We start from the raw sequence: 16,683 nt of genomic DNA, 5'->3' as shown, positions 1-16,683 counted from the left end.
GGCGATTGCCTATCTTGTGGCGGCGGGGGTCGTACATGTCTCGGGGCGGGATTGGGGCCGGGAAGGCCAGCGGCAGCGTTTACGGTGCATCCAGCGCGCGTTTGCGCCTTTCGACGGCGCTGTCGTCCACTCTGGCGGGGTTCGCGGCGCTGACCCTGGCGCCCGTGGCCGTCCAGGCCCAGACCTTAATCAACCTCTCCGGCCCATCGGGCGGCGACGGCACCTACGTCCATAACCATTTCGATGCGGCCACTGGCGGCGGCGGCAACAGCGGCTGGGCGGGCGGCACGTTCAACAGCACGGTCTCCCAGTCCGTGAACATCGTCGCCTTCGGCGGCCAGGGCGGCTGGGGCGGCGAGGGCAATTCCACCCTCGCCAACGGCACGGGCGGCAATGGCGGCACGGGCGGCGCGGGCGGCTCGATCCTCATCACCGTAACCGGCACGGTCCAGTCCGCGGGCGCGGCCATCGTCAGCCGTACGGACGGCGGCGTCGGCGGTGGCGGCGGCTACGGCTATGGCGGCTTCTCCGATGCCTGGGGCGGCACCGGCGGCTCTGGCGGAGCGGGTGGAACGGCGTCCATCACCATCGCCAACAATACCCTTATCTCCACCGGCGCAGCCAATTCTCCGGCCGTCTATGTCACGGCCAATGGCGGCAATGCCGGTGTGGGCGGCAATGCGCGGGCGGACGATAGCGGCTGGGGCGGCAATGGCGGCACGGGTGGCACCAGCGGCACCGCGAGCGTGAGCGTGGGCGCCGGCTCCCAGATCTATACTAGCGGCGCGGGTTCCATCGCCATCAAGGTGACGGCCAATGGCGGCGCGGGCGGCAACGGCGCGCCGGCCAACGATTCCTGGAACGAGGCCGGCGGCAATGGCGGCCTCGGCGGTTCTGCCCTCGGCGGCAAGGTGGTGGACGTGACCGTCCAGGCCGGCGCCAAGGTGTGGACCACCGGCTATGCCAGCAACGCCATCCTGGCCCAGAGCCTGGGCGGCACGGGCGCGAACGGTGCCAGCGTGGGCGGCTTCTTCTCCGGCGTCGCGGGCTCCGGCAGCGCGGGCGGCGCCTCCGGCTATGTCTATCTGAACAATTCGGGCACGGTGCAGACCTCCGGCGGCGGGTCCGTGGCCATCGTGGTGCAGTCGGTGGCCGGCGGCGGCGGCAATGGCGGCTCGTCCGGCACGGTCTTCTCCTCCATGGGCGGCAACGGCGCCACCAGCGGCGATGCCGGCGGTGCCACCGGCATCAATAACGGCGCGGTGAACACCACCGGGGCCTATTCCCACGCCATGCTCGTGCAGTCCGTGGGCGGCGGCGGCGGCAGCCTCATCGGCGGTGCGGGATCCCAGATTTCCGTGGGCGGCACGGCGAACCAGTCGGCCTCCGGCACGGGTGCGCAGGCGCTGGCGAAGAATTACGGCGCCATCACCACATCGGGTGACTTCTCCGACGGCATCCTGGTCCAGTCGATCGGTGGCGGCGGCGGCAATGGCGGCGGCGCGGGCGGCTGGGTGTCGCTGGGCGGGCGCGGCTCCGGCGGCGGCAATGCGGACGCGGCCACGGTGATCAATAGCGGGACGGTCGCCACCAGCGGCTATGGCGCCTTCGCGCTGGCCATCCAGTCCATCGGCGGCGGCGGCGGGCGTGGCGGCGGCGCCACCAGCATCGGCGTCGGCGTGTCCGCCGCCATCGGCGGCGGCGCGGGCGTGGGCGGCAATGGCGGCAACGTCTATGCAACCAATACCGGCGCCAGCGCCACAACCATCACCTTGTCCACCTCCGGTGACCATGCGGCCGCCATCTCCGCCCAGTCCATCGGCGGCGGCGGTGGCGCGGGCGGCGGCGCCAGTGCCACGGCGATCGGCTTCGTTTCCCTGGGCATTGGCGGCTCGGGCGGCAATGGCGGCGATGCGGGCACCGTCACGGTCTCCAACGAGGCGGGCATCCTCACCTCGGGCGACCGCTCCAACGGCATCATCGCCCAGTCGGTGGGCGGCGGCGGCGGCTCCGGCGGCGCGGCCATCACCAAGACGGCGGGCCTCTATTTCGCGGCGGCGGTCTCGCTGGGCGCCAGCGGCGGCGGCGGCGGTGTCGGCAGCACGGTGACGGTGACCAATAGCGGCACCATCACCACCACCGGCATGGATTCCTTCGGCATCCTCGCCCAGTCCGTGGGCGGTGGCGGTGGCCATGGCGGCGCCTCGTCCGCCAAGAGCATCGCCGTGTCGCTGGAGGCGCCTGCGGCGTCGGTCTCGGCGGCGCTCGGCGGCTCGGGCGGCAGCGGCGACGTGGGCGGCAACACGGTCGTCACCAATTCCGGCACCATCGCCACTTCGGGCCTCGGCTCCACGGGCATCCTCGCCCAGTCGGTGGGCGGCGGCGGCGGCGCGGGCGGCGATTCCAGCGCCCTGTCGGTGGCGGGCTCTCCGGAAGGCGCGCTGAACCTCTCCGTGGCGCTGGGCGGCTCGGGCGGCAGCGGCGCCAATGCGGGCGCCGTCACCGTGACCAATAGCGGCACCGTGACCACGTCCGGCGATTTCGCGGATGCCATCCAGGCCCAGGCCATCGGCGGCGGCGGCGGCAATGGCGGCGTGGGCACCACGTCGGGCGCCGCGGCGACCATGCCGGGCGAGACCAGCATCTCCATCTCGCTGGGCGGCGGCGGCTCGGGCGGCGGCCCGGGCAACGGCTACACGTCCAGCATCGTCAACGGCGTCACCACGCTGACGGCGGTCACCGTCACCAATAGCGGCGCCATCTCCACCTCCGGCGCCAGCGCGCGCGGCATCTTCGCCCAGTCCGTGGGCGGCGGTGGCGGCAGCGCGGGCGGCGGCACGGCCAATTCCAACGGCGGCACCGTGGGCGCCAGCCTCACGCTGGGCGGCACGGGCGGGGGCGGCGGCACGGGCGGCGCCGTCAACGTTTCCAATTACGGCAGCATCACCACCACCGGCGACGATGCGGACGGCGTGCTCGCCCAGTCCATCGGCGGCGGCGGCGGCGTGGGCGGCAGCGCCAGCAGCACCACCAAGACCGGCTCCTCCAGCTTCTCCGGCATGATTCCCAGCAGCTCCAGCTCCAGCTTCGGCCTCTCGGCCAGCCTGGGCGGCGCGGGCGGCGGCGGCGGCACGGGCGGCGCGGTCACGGTCGTGTCCGGCACCTCCGCCACGGGTGCCAGCATCACCACGTCGGGCGACCATTCCAGCGCCATCTTCGCCCAGTCCGTGGGCGGCGGCGGCGGCAAGGGCGGCACTTCCGCCGGCACCGAGAGCGGCGGCAAGGTCTCCCTCTCCTTGACGCTGGGCGGCACGGGCGGCTCCGGCGGCGCGGGCGGCGCGGTGAATGTCTCCACCTATGGCAACGTGGCCACCGCGGGCACGGATTCCATCGCCATCTTCGCCCAGTCTGTGGGCGGCGGCGGCGGCCGGGCGGGCAATACCAACAGCACCACCACCTCCCACATCGCGCTGGGCGGGGCCATCGGCGCCGATGGCGGCGCGGGCGGCGAGGGGGGCAATGTCACGGTCACCACCAGCGGCACCATCTCCACCCTCGGCACGCTGTCGGATGCCATCCTCGCCCAGTCCATCGGCGGCGGCGGCGGCACCGGCAGCTCGGCGGGCGCGGACGACCATGCCTCCGGCAATGAGAGCGTCTCCCTCTCGGCGAGCCTGGGCGGCTCCGGTGGCGTGGGCGGGGTGGGCGGCACGGTGAACGTGACGAACAACGGGCTCATCACCACGGCCGGCGCGCATGCCAACGCCATCCTCGCCCAGTCGGTGGGCGGCGGCGGCGGCAAGGGCGGCAACGTAGCCGCGAAGGGCGCGGGCGCGTCCTACAATATCAGCGCCTCGCTGGGCGGCTCCGGCGGCGCGGGCACCGTGGGCGGCAACGTCAACGTCGTGAATGACGGCACCATCACGGTTTCCGGCGACCAGTCGCTGGGCATCCTCGCCCAGTCGGTGGGCGGCGGCGGCGGTGTCGCGGGCGGCTCGGCGGACACGTCCAACGGCGGCAAGGTGAGCGTCAGCTTCGGCCTGTCCGGCTCGGGCGGCGAAGGCGGCAATGGCGGCGGCGTGCGCGTCGATAATTTCGGCAGCATCCAGACCGCAGGTGCGGGCGGCATCGCCATCCTCGCCCAGTCCATCGGCGGCGGCGGCGGCCATTCGGGCAGCGCCTCCGACAGCGCCTCCAGCAAGATCGGCGTCGGCGCGACCCTGTCGGGCGTGGGCGGTGGCGGCGGCTCGGGCGGCGACGTGCAGGTGACCATCGCGGCGCAGGGCAACACGCCCATCCAGATCTCCACCAGCGGCAGCCACGCGGACGCGGTCCTGGCCCAGTCCGTGGGCGGCGGCGGCGGCAATGCCTCGTCCGCGTCCAGCAAGGCGGCGGGCGCCGGCAATAGCGGCGTGGGCGTGGCGCTCAGCATGGGCGGCGCCGGCGGCTTCGGCGGCAATGGCGGCGCGGTCAATCTCATCAACGGCACGCAGCCCGGCCAGGGCGCGACCATCTACACCACCGGCGTCATGTCGAGCGGCCTCGTGGCCCAGTCCATCGGCGGCGGCGGCGGGCGCGGCGGCGCCTCCTCCAGCGCCACGGACGGCAGCGGCGTGGCGAACGTGTCCGCGACGCTCGGCGGCACCGGCGGGGCGGGCGGCTCGGGCAACACTGTCCAGCTGATCACCGGCGGCAACATCAAGACGGTGGGCAACCATTCCAGCGGCATCCTCGCCCAGTCCATCGGCGGCGGCGGCGGCAATGCCAGCACGGCCAGCACGGCGGCGGACGATTCCAAGGCCGATGCCAACGTCTCCGCCACGCTCGGTGGCGCGGGCGGCGTCGGCGGTGCCGGCGGCACGGTCCAGGTGACGGTGGCGTCCACCATCGTCACCGAGGGCGCCTCGTCCGTGGGCATCCTGGCGCAGTCGGTCGGCGGCGGCGGCGGCAATGCGGCGGCGAGCCAGGAAAGCGCCACGGGCGGCAAGGTGGGCGTCTCGCTCGGCCTTGGCGGCGCGGGCGGAGACGGCACGTCCGGCGGCGAGGTCGAGGTGATGATGCGCGGCAGCATCGGCACGTCCGGTGCCCACGCCGCCGCCATCCTCGCCCAGTCCATCGGCGGCGGTGGCGGGTCCGGCGGCAGCTCCAACAATGCGGCCACCAGCAAGATCGCCGTGGGCGGCTCCATGGGCGGCGGCGGCGGCGCGGCCGGCAATGGCAGCAACGTGCTGGTGCAGCTGGGCGGCGCGGCCAATTCCGTCATCACCACGTCCGGCGTGGGGGCGGACGCGGTGCTGGCGCAGTCCATCGGCGGCGGCGGCGGCAATGCCTCCTCCGGCAACGGCAAGGCGGACGGCGCCAGTGGCCAGGGCGGCTCGCTGGACGTGACGCTGGGCGGAACCGGCGGCCAGGGCGGCCAGGGCGGCCAGGTCATCATCGGGAATGCCGGGAGCAGCGCGACCACCATCATCTCCACCACGGGCGACCATGCCAACGGCCTCGTGGCGCAGTCCATCGGCGGCGGCGGCGGACGCGGCGGCGCATCGGCCTCCACCACCGGCGGCACGGGCGTGGTGGCGGTCAGCGCATCGCTGGGCGGCTCCGGCGGCGGCGGCGCCCAGGGCGGCGCGGTCCAGATCAATAATGCGGGGACCATCCACACCACGGGCGCCCATTCGGCGGCGATCCTCGCCCAGTCCATCGGCGGCAGCGGCGGCAACGCGGCGCTGGCGAGCGGCCGGGCGGCCGACACCAAGGCCGACGCCAACATCTCTGCCTCGCTCGGCGGCAGCGGCGGCGCGGGCGGCGTGGGCGGGGAGGTCTCCGTCCAGAATGAGGGCGTCCTCACCACCAAGGGCGCGTTCGGCGTGGGCATCCTCGCCCAGTCCCTGGGCGGCGGCGGCGGCAATGCCGGGGCCACCCATGACAGCGGCGACGGCGGCAAGGTGACCCTCACCTTCGGGTTGGGCGGCACCGGCGGCCAGGGTTCCCTGGGCGGCGGCGTGCAGGTGAAGCTCGGCGGGTCCATCTACACGTCCGGCCATAATGCGACAGCGGTTCTCGCCCAGTCCGTGGGCGGCGGCGGCGGCACGGCGGGGGCCACCAACAATGCGGTCACCGGCAAGATCGCGCTCGGCGCCGATCTCGGCGGCACCGGCGGCCAGGGTGGCCAGGGCGGCGTGGTCCAGGTGGACCTGAACACGCAGCAGAACGTCAAGATTGCCACCACCGGCGCCCTTTCGGACGGCGTGCTCGCCCAGTCCATCGGCGGCGGCGGCGGCGCGGGTGGCGCGGGCAACGGCAAGGCGGACGGGGCGAGCGGCAGCGATGTCTCGCTGGGCCTGTCCCTGGGCGGCACCGGCGGCACGGGCGCCAATGGCGGCGCCGTCACCATCAATGATAGTGCGGGCAGCGGCGGCATCATCTCCACCACGGGCCATGAATCCGCAGGCGTCGTGGCGCAGTCCATCGGCGGCGGCGGCGGCAAGGGCGGGGCGACGTCGTCCGGCTCGGCGGGGTCGTCCAAGGTGGCCCTGTCCGGCTCGCTCGGCGGCACGGGCGGCAATGGCGGCAGCGGCTACACCGTCCAGGTGACGGTGGCCAACACCATCGTCACCCATGGGCACGGCGCGGACGGCGTGCTCGCCCAGTCCGTGGGCGGCGGCGGCGGCAATGCGGCCTTCACCAATTCCATCGGCAATGACGACAAGAGCGACCTCGCGCTCGCCCTCAGCCTCGGCGGCACCGGGGGCACGGGCGGGGCGGGCGGCCTCGTCACCGTGGCCCAGAGCGGCACCATCTCCACCTATGGCGAGGCGTCCGCCGGCATCGCGGCCCAGTCCATCGGCGGCGGCGGCGGCCGGGCCTCGGCGGTGGCCTCCAGCTCCAATGGCGGCACCGTCACGGGTGCGGTCACACTGGGCGGCAGCGGCGGCTGGGGCAATGTGGCCGGCCAGGTGGGGGTGACCGTCAACGGCACCGTCTCCACGGCCGGCGCCAATGCGGACGGCGTGCTCGCCCAGTCCATCGGCGGCGGCGGCGGCAACATGCTCGCCACCTCCTCCGACTCCAACGGCAAGGCCTCGGTGGGCGTCACCATCGGGGGCAGCGGAGGCAGCGGCAATGACGGCAACACGGTCGCGGTCACGGTCGCCCAGGGCGGCCTGATCTCCACCACCGGCCGCAATGCCCATGGCATTCTCGCGCAGTCCATCGGCGGCGGCGGCGGCAAGGTGGCCACCACCTCGTCCGACGCACTGCTCGGCCTCTCCTTCGGCGGCGCGGGCGGCGGCAGCGGCGGCGACGGCGCGGCGGTGACCGCCACCGTGGACGGCACCGTGCAGACCAACGGCGCGGGCGCCAACGGCGTGTTCCTCCAGTCCATCGGCGGCGGCGGCGGCATTGCCGGCGACATGGCCAGCACCATCCTCGACACCACCCATACCAGCGTGGGCGCGGGCGGCGGCGACGGAAACGGCGGCATCATCACCGCCATGATCAACGGCACGGTGAGCACCAGCGGCGCGCGGGCGGCGGCGGTGAACATCCAGTCCATCGGCGGCGGCGGCGGCACCATCCAGACCTCGGGCGGCACCGGCGTCGGGTCGGCGGGCGGCACCGGCACCGGCGGCATCATCAATGTGGCCGTCAACGGCACGGTCTCGGCCTCGGGCGAGAACGCGCCGGGCATCTTCGCCGCCAGCCTCGGCGGCACGGGTGCCAACACCATCACCATCAACGTGAATTCCGGCGCCTCGGTGATCGGCGGCACGGGCGCGCAGGGGGCGGGCATCACCCTCTCCGGCGGCAATGGCAACGCCATCTGGGTGGCCTCCGGCGGACTGGTGAGCGGCCTCGGCGGCATGGCCGTCCTGGCCGGCGCCGCCGATGACGGTGTGATCAATTCGGGCACCGTTACCGGCAGCGTGGATCTCGGCCTGGGCAATAACGGCTTCACCAACCAGGCGGGCGGCCTGTTCAATGCCGGCAGCGTGGTTCAGCTGAACGGCGGCCTGCTGAACAATAACGGCACGCTGGCGCCCCTCGGTACGGGCAAGATCGGCACCACGGCCATTACCGGCCTGCTGAACAATTCCGCCGCGGGCACCATCGCCATCGACGTGGACCTGATGAATGCCAAGGCGGACCTGATCACGGTGACCGGCACGGCCTCGGTCTCGGGCAGCGTGTTCGTGAACCCGCTGTCCATGGCGCCCAACGTGACGCTCACCTATCTGACCTCGCCGGAACTGATCAATTCGGCGACCTACACCGACAATTCCATCATCTATGCCTGGCAGGGCGGCCTGCAGCAGATCTCCGGCGGCGGGTGGGGCTCCACCGTGACGCCGCAGGCGAACTTCACGCCGAGCGGGGTCACGCTCTCGGCGAACCAGCAGGCCACCGCGGCCCACCTCCAGTCGGCCTGGAATGCGGGCGGCAGCACCTCCACCAATCAGGTCTTCTCCTCGCTCGCCGGGTCCTCCTCGACCCAGGCGATCTACCAGGACACCCTGAACGACCTCTCGCCGGAACTGCTGGGGGCGACCGCCTCCACCCGCACCTCCGAGAGCCGCGCGGTGCTGAACCGCACCATGAGCTGCCCGGTCTTCGCCGAGGGCACCATGCTGGTGGTGGAGGACCAGTGCGCCTGGGCCCGCATGATCTTCGGGCGGACCACCCAGACCTCCACGGCTGAGAACCAGGGCTTCAGCACCGACACCCTCACCGCCCAGACCGGCGTGCAGGTGCAGGTGGCGCCCAACTGGTTCACCGCCTTCTCGGTGGCCTATCAGGAAGCCTGGACCACGGGCGCGGGCAATAGCAGCTGGACGTCGGCCTCCGGCTTCGACGTGAGCGCCGCGCTCAAATACCAGAACGGGCCGTGGCTGTTCGCCCTTGCCGCCGACTTCGGCTGGATGAATGCGGACAGCACCCGCACCATCGTGAGCATGGGCACGACCCCGTCCTCCTCCTCGGACACCTACAATGTCACCGGCCGCTTCCGCATGGCCTATGACATGCCGTTCAAGGACTTCTACCTGAGGCCCTATGTGGACTTCGACGTGTCCTACGTGAACGCGCCGAGCTATGTGGAAAACGGGTTCAGCGGCGCCGAGCTGCTGGTCTATGGCAGCGACCAGACCACCTTCATCGTCTCGCCGGCCCTCGAATGGGGCACGCGCTATGTGATGGAGAGCGGCACGGTGCTGCGGCCTTATGTGACGGCGGGCATGTCGTTCTCCACCAACGACAGCTGGACCACCACGGCCGCCCTCCTCGGGGCGCCGCTCGGCACCGGCACGTTCGACACGGTCACCTACATGCCGAGCACGCTGGCGAACTTCGACATCGGCTTCCAGGCGCTGTTGCCGAACCGCTGGGAATTCAAGCTCGACTACGGCTTGAGCCTGGGCGACAACTACACCTCCCAGGCTGGCATGGCCCGATTTGCGGTGCACTTCTGATGAGTGCTTTGGAGACCCTGGAGCCGGCGGCGGAAGCGCCTCCGCCGGCCCCGCAGACCACCGACATCACCTGCTCGCGCGGCTTTTCAAGCTGGCTCGCGCAGCATCAGGTGAGCCTTGCCTTCTCGTCCTACCAGACCGGGCAGCTCTTCCTGATCGGCCGCCTGCCGAATGGCTCGCTCTCCTTCCACCAGCGCGATTTCGAGCGCGCGATGGGGCTGTGGTACGAGCCCGGCCGCCTGTTCCTCGCCTCCATGGTGCAGGTCTGGCGGCTGGAGAACGTGCTCGCCCCGCACGAGCGGGCGAACGAGAGTTTCGACGCGCTCTACATGCCGCGCACCGCGCGCATCACCGGCGACGTGGATGCCCATGAGGTCGCGGTGGAGGCGAGCGGGCGCGTGGTGTTCGTGAACACCAAATTCTCCTGCCTCGCCACCTTCAGCCTCACCCACAGCTTCAAGCCGCTCTGGAAGCCGAAATTCGTCAGCCGCCTCGCGGCGGAGGATCGCTGCCACCTCAACGGCCTGGGCCTGGAGGACGGCAAGGTGCGCTATGTCACCGCCGTGGGCCGCACCGACGTGGTGGATGGCTGGCGCGACAGCAAGGCGGGCGGCGGCGTGCTGATCCGGGTGGATGACGACGCGATCCTGGCGGACGGCTTCTCCATGCCCCATTCGCCGCGCGTCCATAACGGCTCGGTCTATGTGCTGGATTCCGGGCGCGGCTATATCGTGCGCGTGGACCCCGCGACCGGCGCGAAGACGGACATCGCCTTCTGCCCCGGCTTCATGCGCGGCCTCGCCTTCCATGACGGGCACGCCATCGTCACCTTGTCCCTGCCGCGCAACCTGAATTTCAAGGGCCTGCCCATCGAGGACGAGATCGCCGGGCGCGGCGGACAGCCCTGGTGCGGCGTGCAGATCATCAATCTGCAGACCGGCGATGTGGTGGAGTGGATCCGGCTGGAGGGCGGGATCCGCGAATTGTTCGACGTGACGGTCATGCCGGGCGTCACCTGTCCCATGGCGGCTCCGCTCCAGGGGCCGGACCTGGCCAATCTCCTCTCCATCGAGGCGCCCGAGCGCTCCCTCGACGAGCCCGGCTGGGCCTGACCATGTCCCTCACGGGTGGATGCCTGTGCGGGGCGGTGCGCTATGGTGTGGATGCGCCGCCCGTGGTCTCCTGCCACTGCCATTGCAGCCTGTGCCGCCGCGCATCCGGGGCGGCCTTCGTGACGTGGACGACCATTCCGGTCGCGGCCCTGCGCTGGACACGCGGCACGCCCGCTGCGTTCCGCTCGTCGCCCTGGGCGACCCGGCATTTCTGTGCCGATTGCGGCACGCAGCTCACCTTCCGCGTGGATGCCTCAGTGGAGGCCGCCGACGGCACGCTGGACGTGACCACCGCAAGCCTGGACCAGTCGGAAGAGATGCGGCCCGCCGCCCATATCTGGCTGTCGAGCCGGGCGTCCTGGTACGCCCTGCCGGATGACGGCCTCGCCCGCTTCGAGGGCGATCTCCCGCCGGGCTGGACGGGCGGATAACTAAAAAACTATCAGTTCTTGAGGGGCAAAAGGTTCGGCGCCACGCCGCGCTCCCTCTCCCGCTTGCGGGGGAGGGTCGGGGAGGGGGAAGAGCGCCGTCCAGGGGAGCGGCGCGTCTCAGGCCCGCACCAGCCGGCGCTCGGGCTCGTCCTCGTCGAAGGAGCCCTCGAACACGGTGATGAGCGCCCGGCGGATGGCGGACTGGCGGGCGGCGCTGGTGATCTTCGCGCCCATGAGGTCGGTCACGTAGAACACGTCCACCGCCCGCTCGCCGAAAGTGGCGACATGCGCCGAGGCGATGTTGAGGTTGAGCCGCGACAGGGTCGTGGTCAGCTCGAACAGCAGGCCGGGCCGATCCAGGCCGGAGACTTCCACCACCGTATGGCGGTTCGACCAGGAATTGTTCACCGTCACCTCGGGCTCCACCGAGAAGGTGCGGCGGCCCTTGGGGGTCTTGCGGGCGATCACTTCCGGCAGGTGCACCTCGCCCACCAGCGCCCGCTCGATGGCGTCGCACACGCGCTGGGCGCGGCGGCTTTCGTCCTCGTCCCGGTCGAAGGCGCGGCGCAGCGCGATGGTGTCCAGCGCCAGCCCGTCCGTGGTGGTGGAGATCTGCGCGTCCACGATATTGGCGCCCGTGGCCGCGCAGGCTCCGGCGATCACCGCCAGCAGCTTGGGATGGTCGGGCGCCAGGACGGTCAGCTCGGTGATGCCGCGCGCGCCTTCCAGGTCCGCCCGCGTCGCCAGCGTGCGCTCCTGCGTCTCCGTCTCGGCGATGAAGCGGGCGTGGCGCAGCTTGGTGTCCAGGTCCACACGCAGCCAGTAGGGCGGATAATGGCGCGCCGCATAGGCGGCGAAGCCTTCGTCGCTCCAGTCGGTGAGCGCGTGGCGAAGCTGGGACTGGGCCACCTGGACGCGCTTGCCGCGATCCACCTCGGAGAAGCCGCCGGTGAGTACCGGCTCGGTCTCGTAATAGAGGGTCTTGAGAAGCTGGGCCTTCCAGCCGTTCCACACGCCCGGCCCCACGGCGCGGATGTCGGCGGTGGTGATGATGGTGAGCAGCTTCATGCGGTCGAGATTCTGGGCGACCGCCGCGAAATTCTCGATGGTCTTGCGGTCCGACAGGTCGCGCGACTGGGCGACGGTGGACATGACCAGATGCTGCTCCACCAGCCAGGCCACGGTCTCCGTCTCCACCGGCGAGAGGCCGAAGCGCGGGCACAGGCGCTTGGCGATGCGCGCACCGGCGATGGAATGGTCCTCGGGCCGTCCCTTGGCGATGTCGTGCAGCAGCAGGGCCACATAGAGCAGGTGGCGCTGCTTGATGGTGCCCATCAGATCGTTGGCGAGGCCGTTCTCGGGGCTGGTCTTGCGCTCGATCTCATGAAGGATGCCGATGCAGCGCAGCAGATGCTCGTCCACCGTATAGTGGTGGTACATGTTGAACTGCATCATGGCCACGACGCGCCCGAATTCCGGGATGAAGCGGCCGAGAACGCCCACCTCGTTCATGCGGCGCAGAACCGGCTCGGGGTCGTTCTTCGAGCACAGCACGTCCATGAACAGGCGGTTCGCCTCCGGATCCTCCCGCAGGCTCGAATCGATGAGCGACAGCGAGCGCGCCGCGAGGCGGATGGCGTCGGGATGGAAGGCGAGGTTCCGCTTGTCCGCGATCTGGAACATGCGGATGAGGTTGATGGGCGCACGGGCGAAGGCCTGGTCATCCGCCACGTTCAGCCGGTCATTGTCGATGACGAAGTCGGGGCTGTCCTTCAGGCGGGTGCGGCCCGAACCCTTGCGCAGCCGGTCCATGACGCCCTTGAGGCGCGGCACCGGCTTGTCGTGGCGGGCTTCCAGCGCGGCGGAGAGGATGGCGGTCAGGTCGCCCACCTCCTTCGCCACCAGGAAATAGTGCTTCATGAAGCGCTCCACGTCCTTCTGGCCGGGATGCTCCGTATAGCCGAGCCGCTCGGCCATCTCCCGCTGCACGTCGAAGGAGAGGCGCTCCTCCGGGCGGCCGGTGAGGAAGTGCAGGTGGCAGCGCACCGACCAGAGGAAATCCTCGCAGCGGGTGAAGAGGCGCGCCTCCTCGCGGGTGAACACGCCCTTGGCCACCAGTTCGCCCGTGGAGCGCACGCGGTAGACGTATTTGGCGATCCAGAACAGCGTGTGCAGGTCGCGCAGGCCGCCCTTGCCGTCCTTCACATTGGGCTCGACCAGATAGCGCGACTGGCCCGCCTTGCGCAGGCGCTCCTCCCGCTCGGCCATCTTGGCGGCCACGAATTCGGCGGCGGAGCCCTCCACCACCTCGGCGTCGAAGCGCTGCTCCAGCTCGTCGAACAGGTCCTTCTCGCCCACCAGGAAGCGGGCTTCCAGGATGGAGGTGCGGATGGTGATGTCCGCACGCGCCTGCCGCAGGCATTCCTCAACCGAGCGGGTGGCATGGCCCACCTTCAGGCCGATGTCCCACAGCATGTAGAGGATGGCCTCGGCCACGCTCTCGCCCCAGGCGGTCTGCTTGTAGGGCAGCAGGAACAGGATGTCCGTATCCGAGCCCGGCGCCAGCATGCCGCGCCCGTAGCCGCCCACGGCGGCGATGGCCATGCGCTCGGCCCGCGAGGGCTTGTCCACGGGATAAAGGATGGTGGTGGCCACCGTATGGGCGGCGGCGATGATGGCATCCTCGAAGGCGGAGAGGCGCTGGGAGCAGCAGCGCCCGCACCCTTCCTCCAGCAGCAGCCGTTCGGCTTCCTTGCGCGCGTCGGCCAGCGCCTGCTTGATATGGGTGACCACCGCCCGCTTCAGCTCGGCATCGCGCCCGGCATGGGCTTTCGCGATTTCCAGCACGTCGGCCTTCAGTTGGGTGCCGAGGAACGGTTCGGAAATGGTGCGCGGAAGCCGGGGCATGCGGTCGGGTGCTCGTCGATGACCCTGAGCGAGGTCGCCCAGGACGTGGCTCGGATAGGACGTGGCTCGGCCGGCCTGTAGCCGGATCACCTCGTTTATCGCAATCGCGCGGCTCCGTCACGGCGCGGCGCGGTAGAAGACGGGTATTGCCGGCGGTATATGGCAGCCTTCGGTTTCTGCGCGCCGCATCCAATGCCCATGCCGCTGCCGTTAACCGCCCCTTAAATGGCCGCAATCGAAGGTCTTTCAGGTCTGCTCGGAGACATAGAGCGCGACCCGTGCAGGCGCGGGTCGTTCTCTCCTTTTTTGAAAAGAGACGGATTTCAGTGTTTGGACGGGATCGCGGAGCGATGCTCTCCAAACACATCCGGCTCTAGCGGGCGGAGATCGCATGGCGTGGCGCGGAAAAGGTGAGGACGAACGGCGCGAACCCGTTCTCGCACGGCCGGGCGAGACACGGGCGCAGACCCCGTTCGACATTCGCCTGGATGCCCGCGACCGCGCCGGAGGCGCGCGGGAGGAGGAGCGGCCCAAGCGCCGGACCCGTGCCGAGTCGCCGCCGCCCGAACCGGAAGGAGAGCCCGTGGCGCGCGAGCGGTCCACCCGATCCTCCCCAAGTGCCCGGAAGCCCGAAAAGGCCGAGCCGCGGCGCGAGAAGGCCGCGCGCGGCGACAGCGGGCGGGGCGAGGGCAGGGGTGGCCGGGGCAGCGCCGAACCGGCGCGCCGCAAGCCGCGCAAGCGCTTCTCCCTGCTGGGTTTCCTCATCAAATGGTGCCTGATCCTGGGCGTCTGGGTGGCGCTGGGCGTTGCCGGAATCGTGGCCTATGAGGCCTCCAAGCTGCCGCCCATGCAGACGCTGATGGTGCCCAAGCGTCCGCCCACCATCATGATCCAGTCCGCCGACGGGAAACCCCTGGCGACGCGCGGCGACATGGGCGGGGCGGCGGTGCCGCTCAAGCAATTGCCCACCTATCTGCCCAACGCCTTCATCGCCATCGAGGACCGGCGCTTCTACGACCATTGGGGCCTCGATCCCGTGGGCCTCGGCCGCGCCATGGCCACCAACCTGCTCTCGCGCCGGGTGCGCCAGGGCGGCTCCACGCTCACCCAGCAATTGGCGAAGAACCTCTTCCTCACCCAGGAGCGCACCTTCTCGCGCAAGATCCAGGAAGTGGTGCTGGCGCTCTGGCTGGAGCAGAAATTCACCAAGGCCGAGATTCTCGACCTCTATATGAACCGCGTCTATTTCGGCGCGGGCGCCTATGGGGTGGAAGCGGCGGCCCAGCGCTATTTCGGCAAGTCCGCGCGCAATGTGACGCTGGCGGAAGCCGCCATGCTGGCCGGCATCGTCAACGCCCCCTCGCGCCTTGCGCCCACGCGCAACCTCAAGGCCGCCCAGGACCGGGCGGCCCTGGTCCTATCCTCCATGCGCGAGCAGGGGCTGATCTCGCCCGAAATGCAGGCCATGGCGGTTTCCAAGCCCGCCACGGTGGCGCCGCCCTCCGCACCCGGCTCCATCGGCTATGTGGCGGACTGGGTGGCCGAGCAGTTGGATTCCTTCGTGGGCGAACTGTCCGGCGATGTGACCGTGCGCACCACCATCGACGCCAATATGCAAGCCCAGGCGCAAGGTGCGCTCTCGGACACGCTGGCGAAATCCGGCGCCAAATTCGGTGTGGGGCAGGGGGCGCTGGTTTCGCTCGACACGGACGGGGCCGTGAAGGCGCTGATCGGCGGGCGCTCCTATGAGGAGAGCCAGTATAACCGCGCCGTCACCGCGCGGCGCCAGCCGGGTTCCGCCTTCAAGCCCTTCATCTATCTGACCGCGCTGGAAAAGGGCCTGACGCCGGATACCGTGCGCGAGGACGGGCCGATCCAGCTCAAGGGCTGGCGGCCGGAGAATTCCACCCATGATTATCGCGGCGCGGTGACGCTCCAGCAGGCGCTGGCCCTGTCGCTCAACACCGTGTCCGTGCGCCTCGTGCTGGAAGTGGGGCCGAAGGCGGTGGTGTCCACGGCCCATCGGCTGGGCATCGCCTCCCAGCTTGAGCCCAACGCCTCCATCGCGCTCGGCACGTCCGAGGTCTCGGTGCTGGAACTCGCCTCCGCCTATGTGCCCTTCGCCAATGGCGGCATCGGCGTCATTCCCTATGTGATCGACAGCGTGAAGGGGGCGGACGGGCGCGTGCTCTATTCCCGCGCCGCCTCCGGGCCGGGCCGCGTGATGGCGCCGGAATATGCGGCCATGATGAACCGCATGATGGAGGAAACCCTCATCACCGGCACCGGCCGCCGCGCCGATCTGCCGGGCTGGGAAGCGGCGGGCAAGACCGGCACTTCGCAGGATTATCGCGACGCCTGGTTCGTGGGTTACACGGCCCGGCTGGTCACGGCGGTGTGGCTGGGCAATGACGATTCCTCGCCCACCAAGAAGGCGTCCGGCGCCAATCTGCCGGTGGAGATCTGGAGCCGCTACATGAAGGGCGCGCTGCAGGGCGTGCCCGTGGCGGAACTGCCCGGCGGCGCCCGGTCGGCCTTCTTCGGCATCGGCCAGCCACTGCCCCCCGGCGCCTTGCCGGACGAGGCGCCCGCCGCCGTGGTGGGCACCCTCCCGCCCCAGCAGGCACCGCGCCAGGAAGAGCCCATGACCCTGGACCGCTGGTTCGTGGACACGTTCCTGGGCGGGCGGCGCTGAGGGGGGCACCCTTTCGGAGTGGTCTGCTTGGGGTGAATTCCCCCTCCCAACCCTCCCCCGCAAGCGGGAGA

5 protein-coding genes are annotated in these 16,683 nt (G+C 70.8%); 4 read left to right on the top strand and 1 reads right to left on the bottom strand.

The window, feature by feature from the left end; translation table 11 throughout:
* Positions 1-101 precede the first annotated feature (101 nt).
* Genes EJJ38_RS20370 through EJJ38_RS18260 form a run of 3 tightly spaced genes read left to right on the top strand, consistent with a single transcriptional unit; the run spans position 102 to position 11,010 of the window.
* Positions 102-9,467, top strand: a complete 9,366-nt coding sequence (locus tag EJJ38_RS20370; protein ID WP_164738571.1) for an autotransporter outer membrane beta-barrel domain-containing protein — start codon at positions 102-104, stop codon at positions 9,465-9,467.
* A complete protein-coding gene (locus tag EJJ38_RS18265; protein ID WP_127091877.1) occupies positions 9,467-10,579 on the top strand; it encodes a TIGR03032 family protein in 1,113 nt (370 codons plus the stop codon). Before EJJ38_RS20370 ends, EJJ38_RS18265 begins: the two co-directional genes overlap by 1 nt.
* A 2-nt stretch (positions 10,580-10,581) precedes the next feature.
* A complete protein-coding gene (locus EJJ38_RS18260; RefSeq protein ID WP_127091876.1) occupies positions 10,582-11,010 on the top strand; it encodes a GFA family protein in 429 nt (142 codons plus the stop codon).
* Between the two features lie 117 nt (positions 11,011-11,127).
* Here EJJ38_RS18260 and EJJ38_RS18255 read toward each other — a convergent pair whose 3' ends face one another.
* Positions 11,128-13,917 (bottom strand): [protein-PII] uridylyltransferase, encoded by a 2,790-nt coding sequence (locus tag EJJ38_RS18255; RefSeq protein WP_127091875.1) that lies wholly within the window; start codon positions 13,915-13,917, stop codon positions 11,128-11,130.
* Positions 13,918-14,308: 391 nt separating this feature from the next.
* Between EJJ38_RS18255 and EJJ38_RS18250 the strand changes: the two genes are divergently transcribed.
* Positions 14,309-16,612 (top strand): transglycosylase domain-containing protein, encoded by a 2,304-nt coding sequence (locus tag EJJ38_RS18250; protein WP_127091874.1) that lies wholly within the window; start codon positions 14,309-14,311, stop codon positions 16,610-16,612.
* Positions 16,613-16,683: the final 71 nt, after the last annotated feature.

The sequence above is a fragment of the Aquabacter cavernae genome (assembly GCF_003993795.1).
Lineage (GTDB): Bacteria > Pseudomonadota > Alphaproteobacteria > Rhizobiales > Xanthobacteraceae > Aquabacter > Aquabacter cavernae.
Note: the sequence above shows the minus strand (reverse complement) of the source record. Positions and strands in the feature narration are given on the sequence as shown.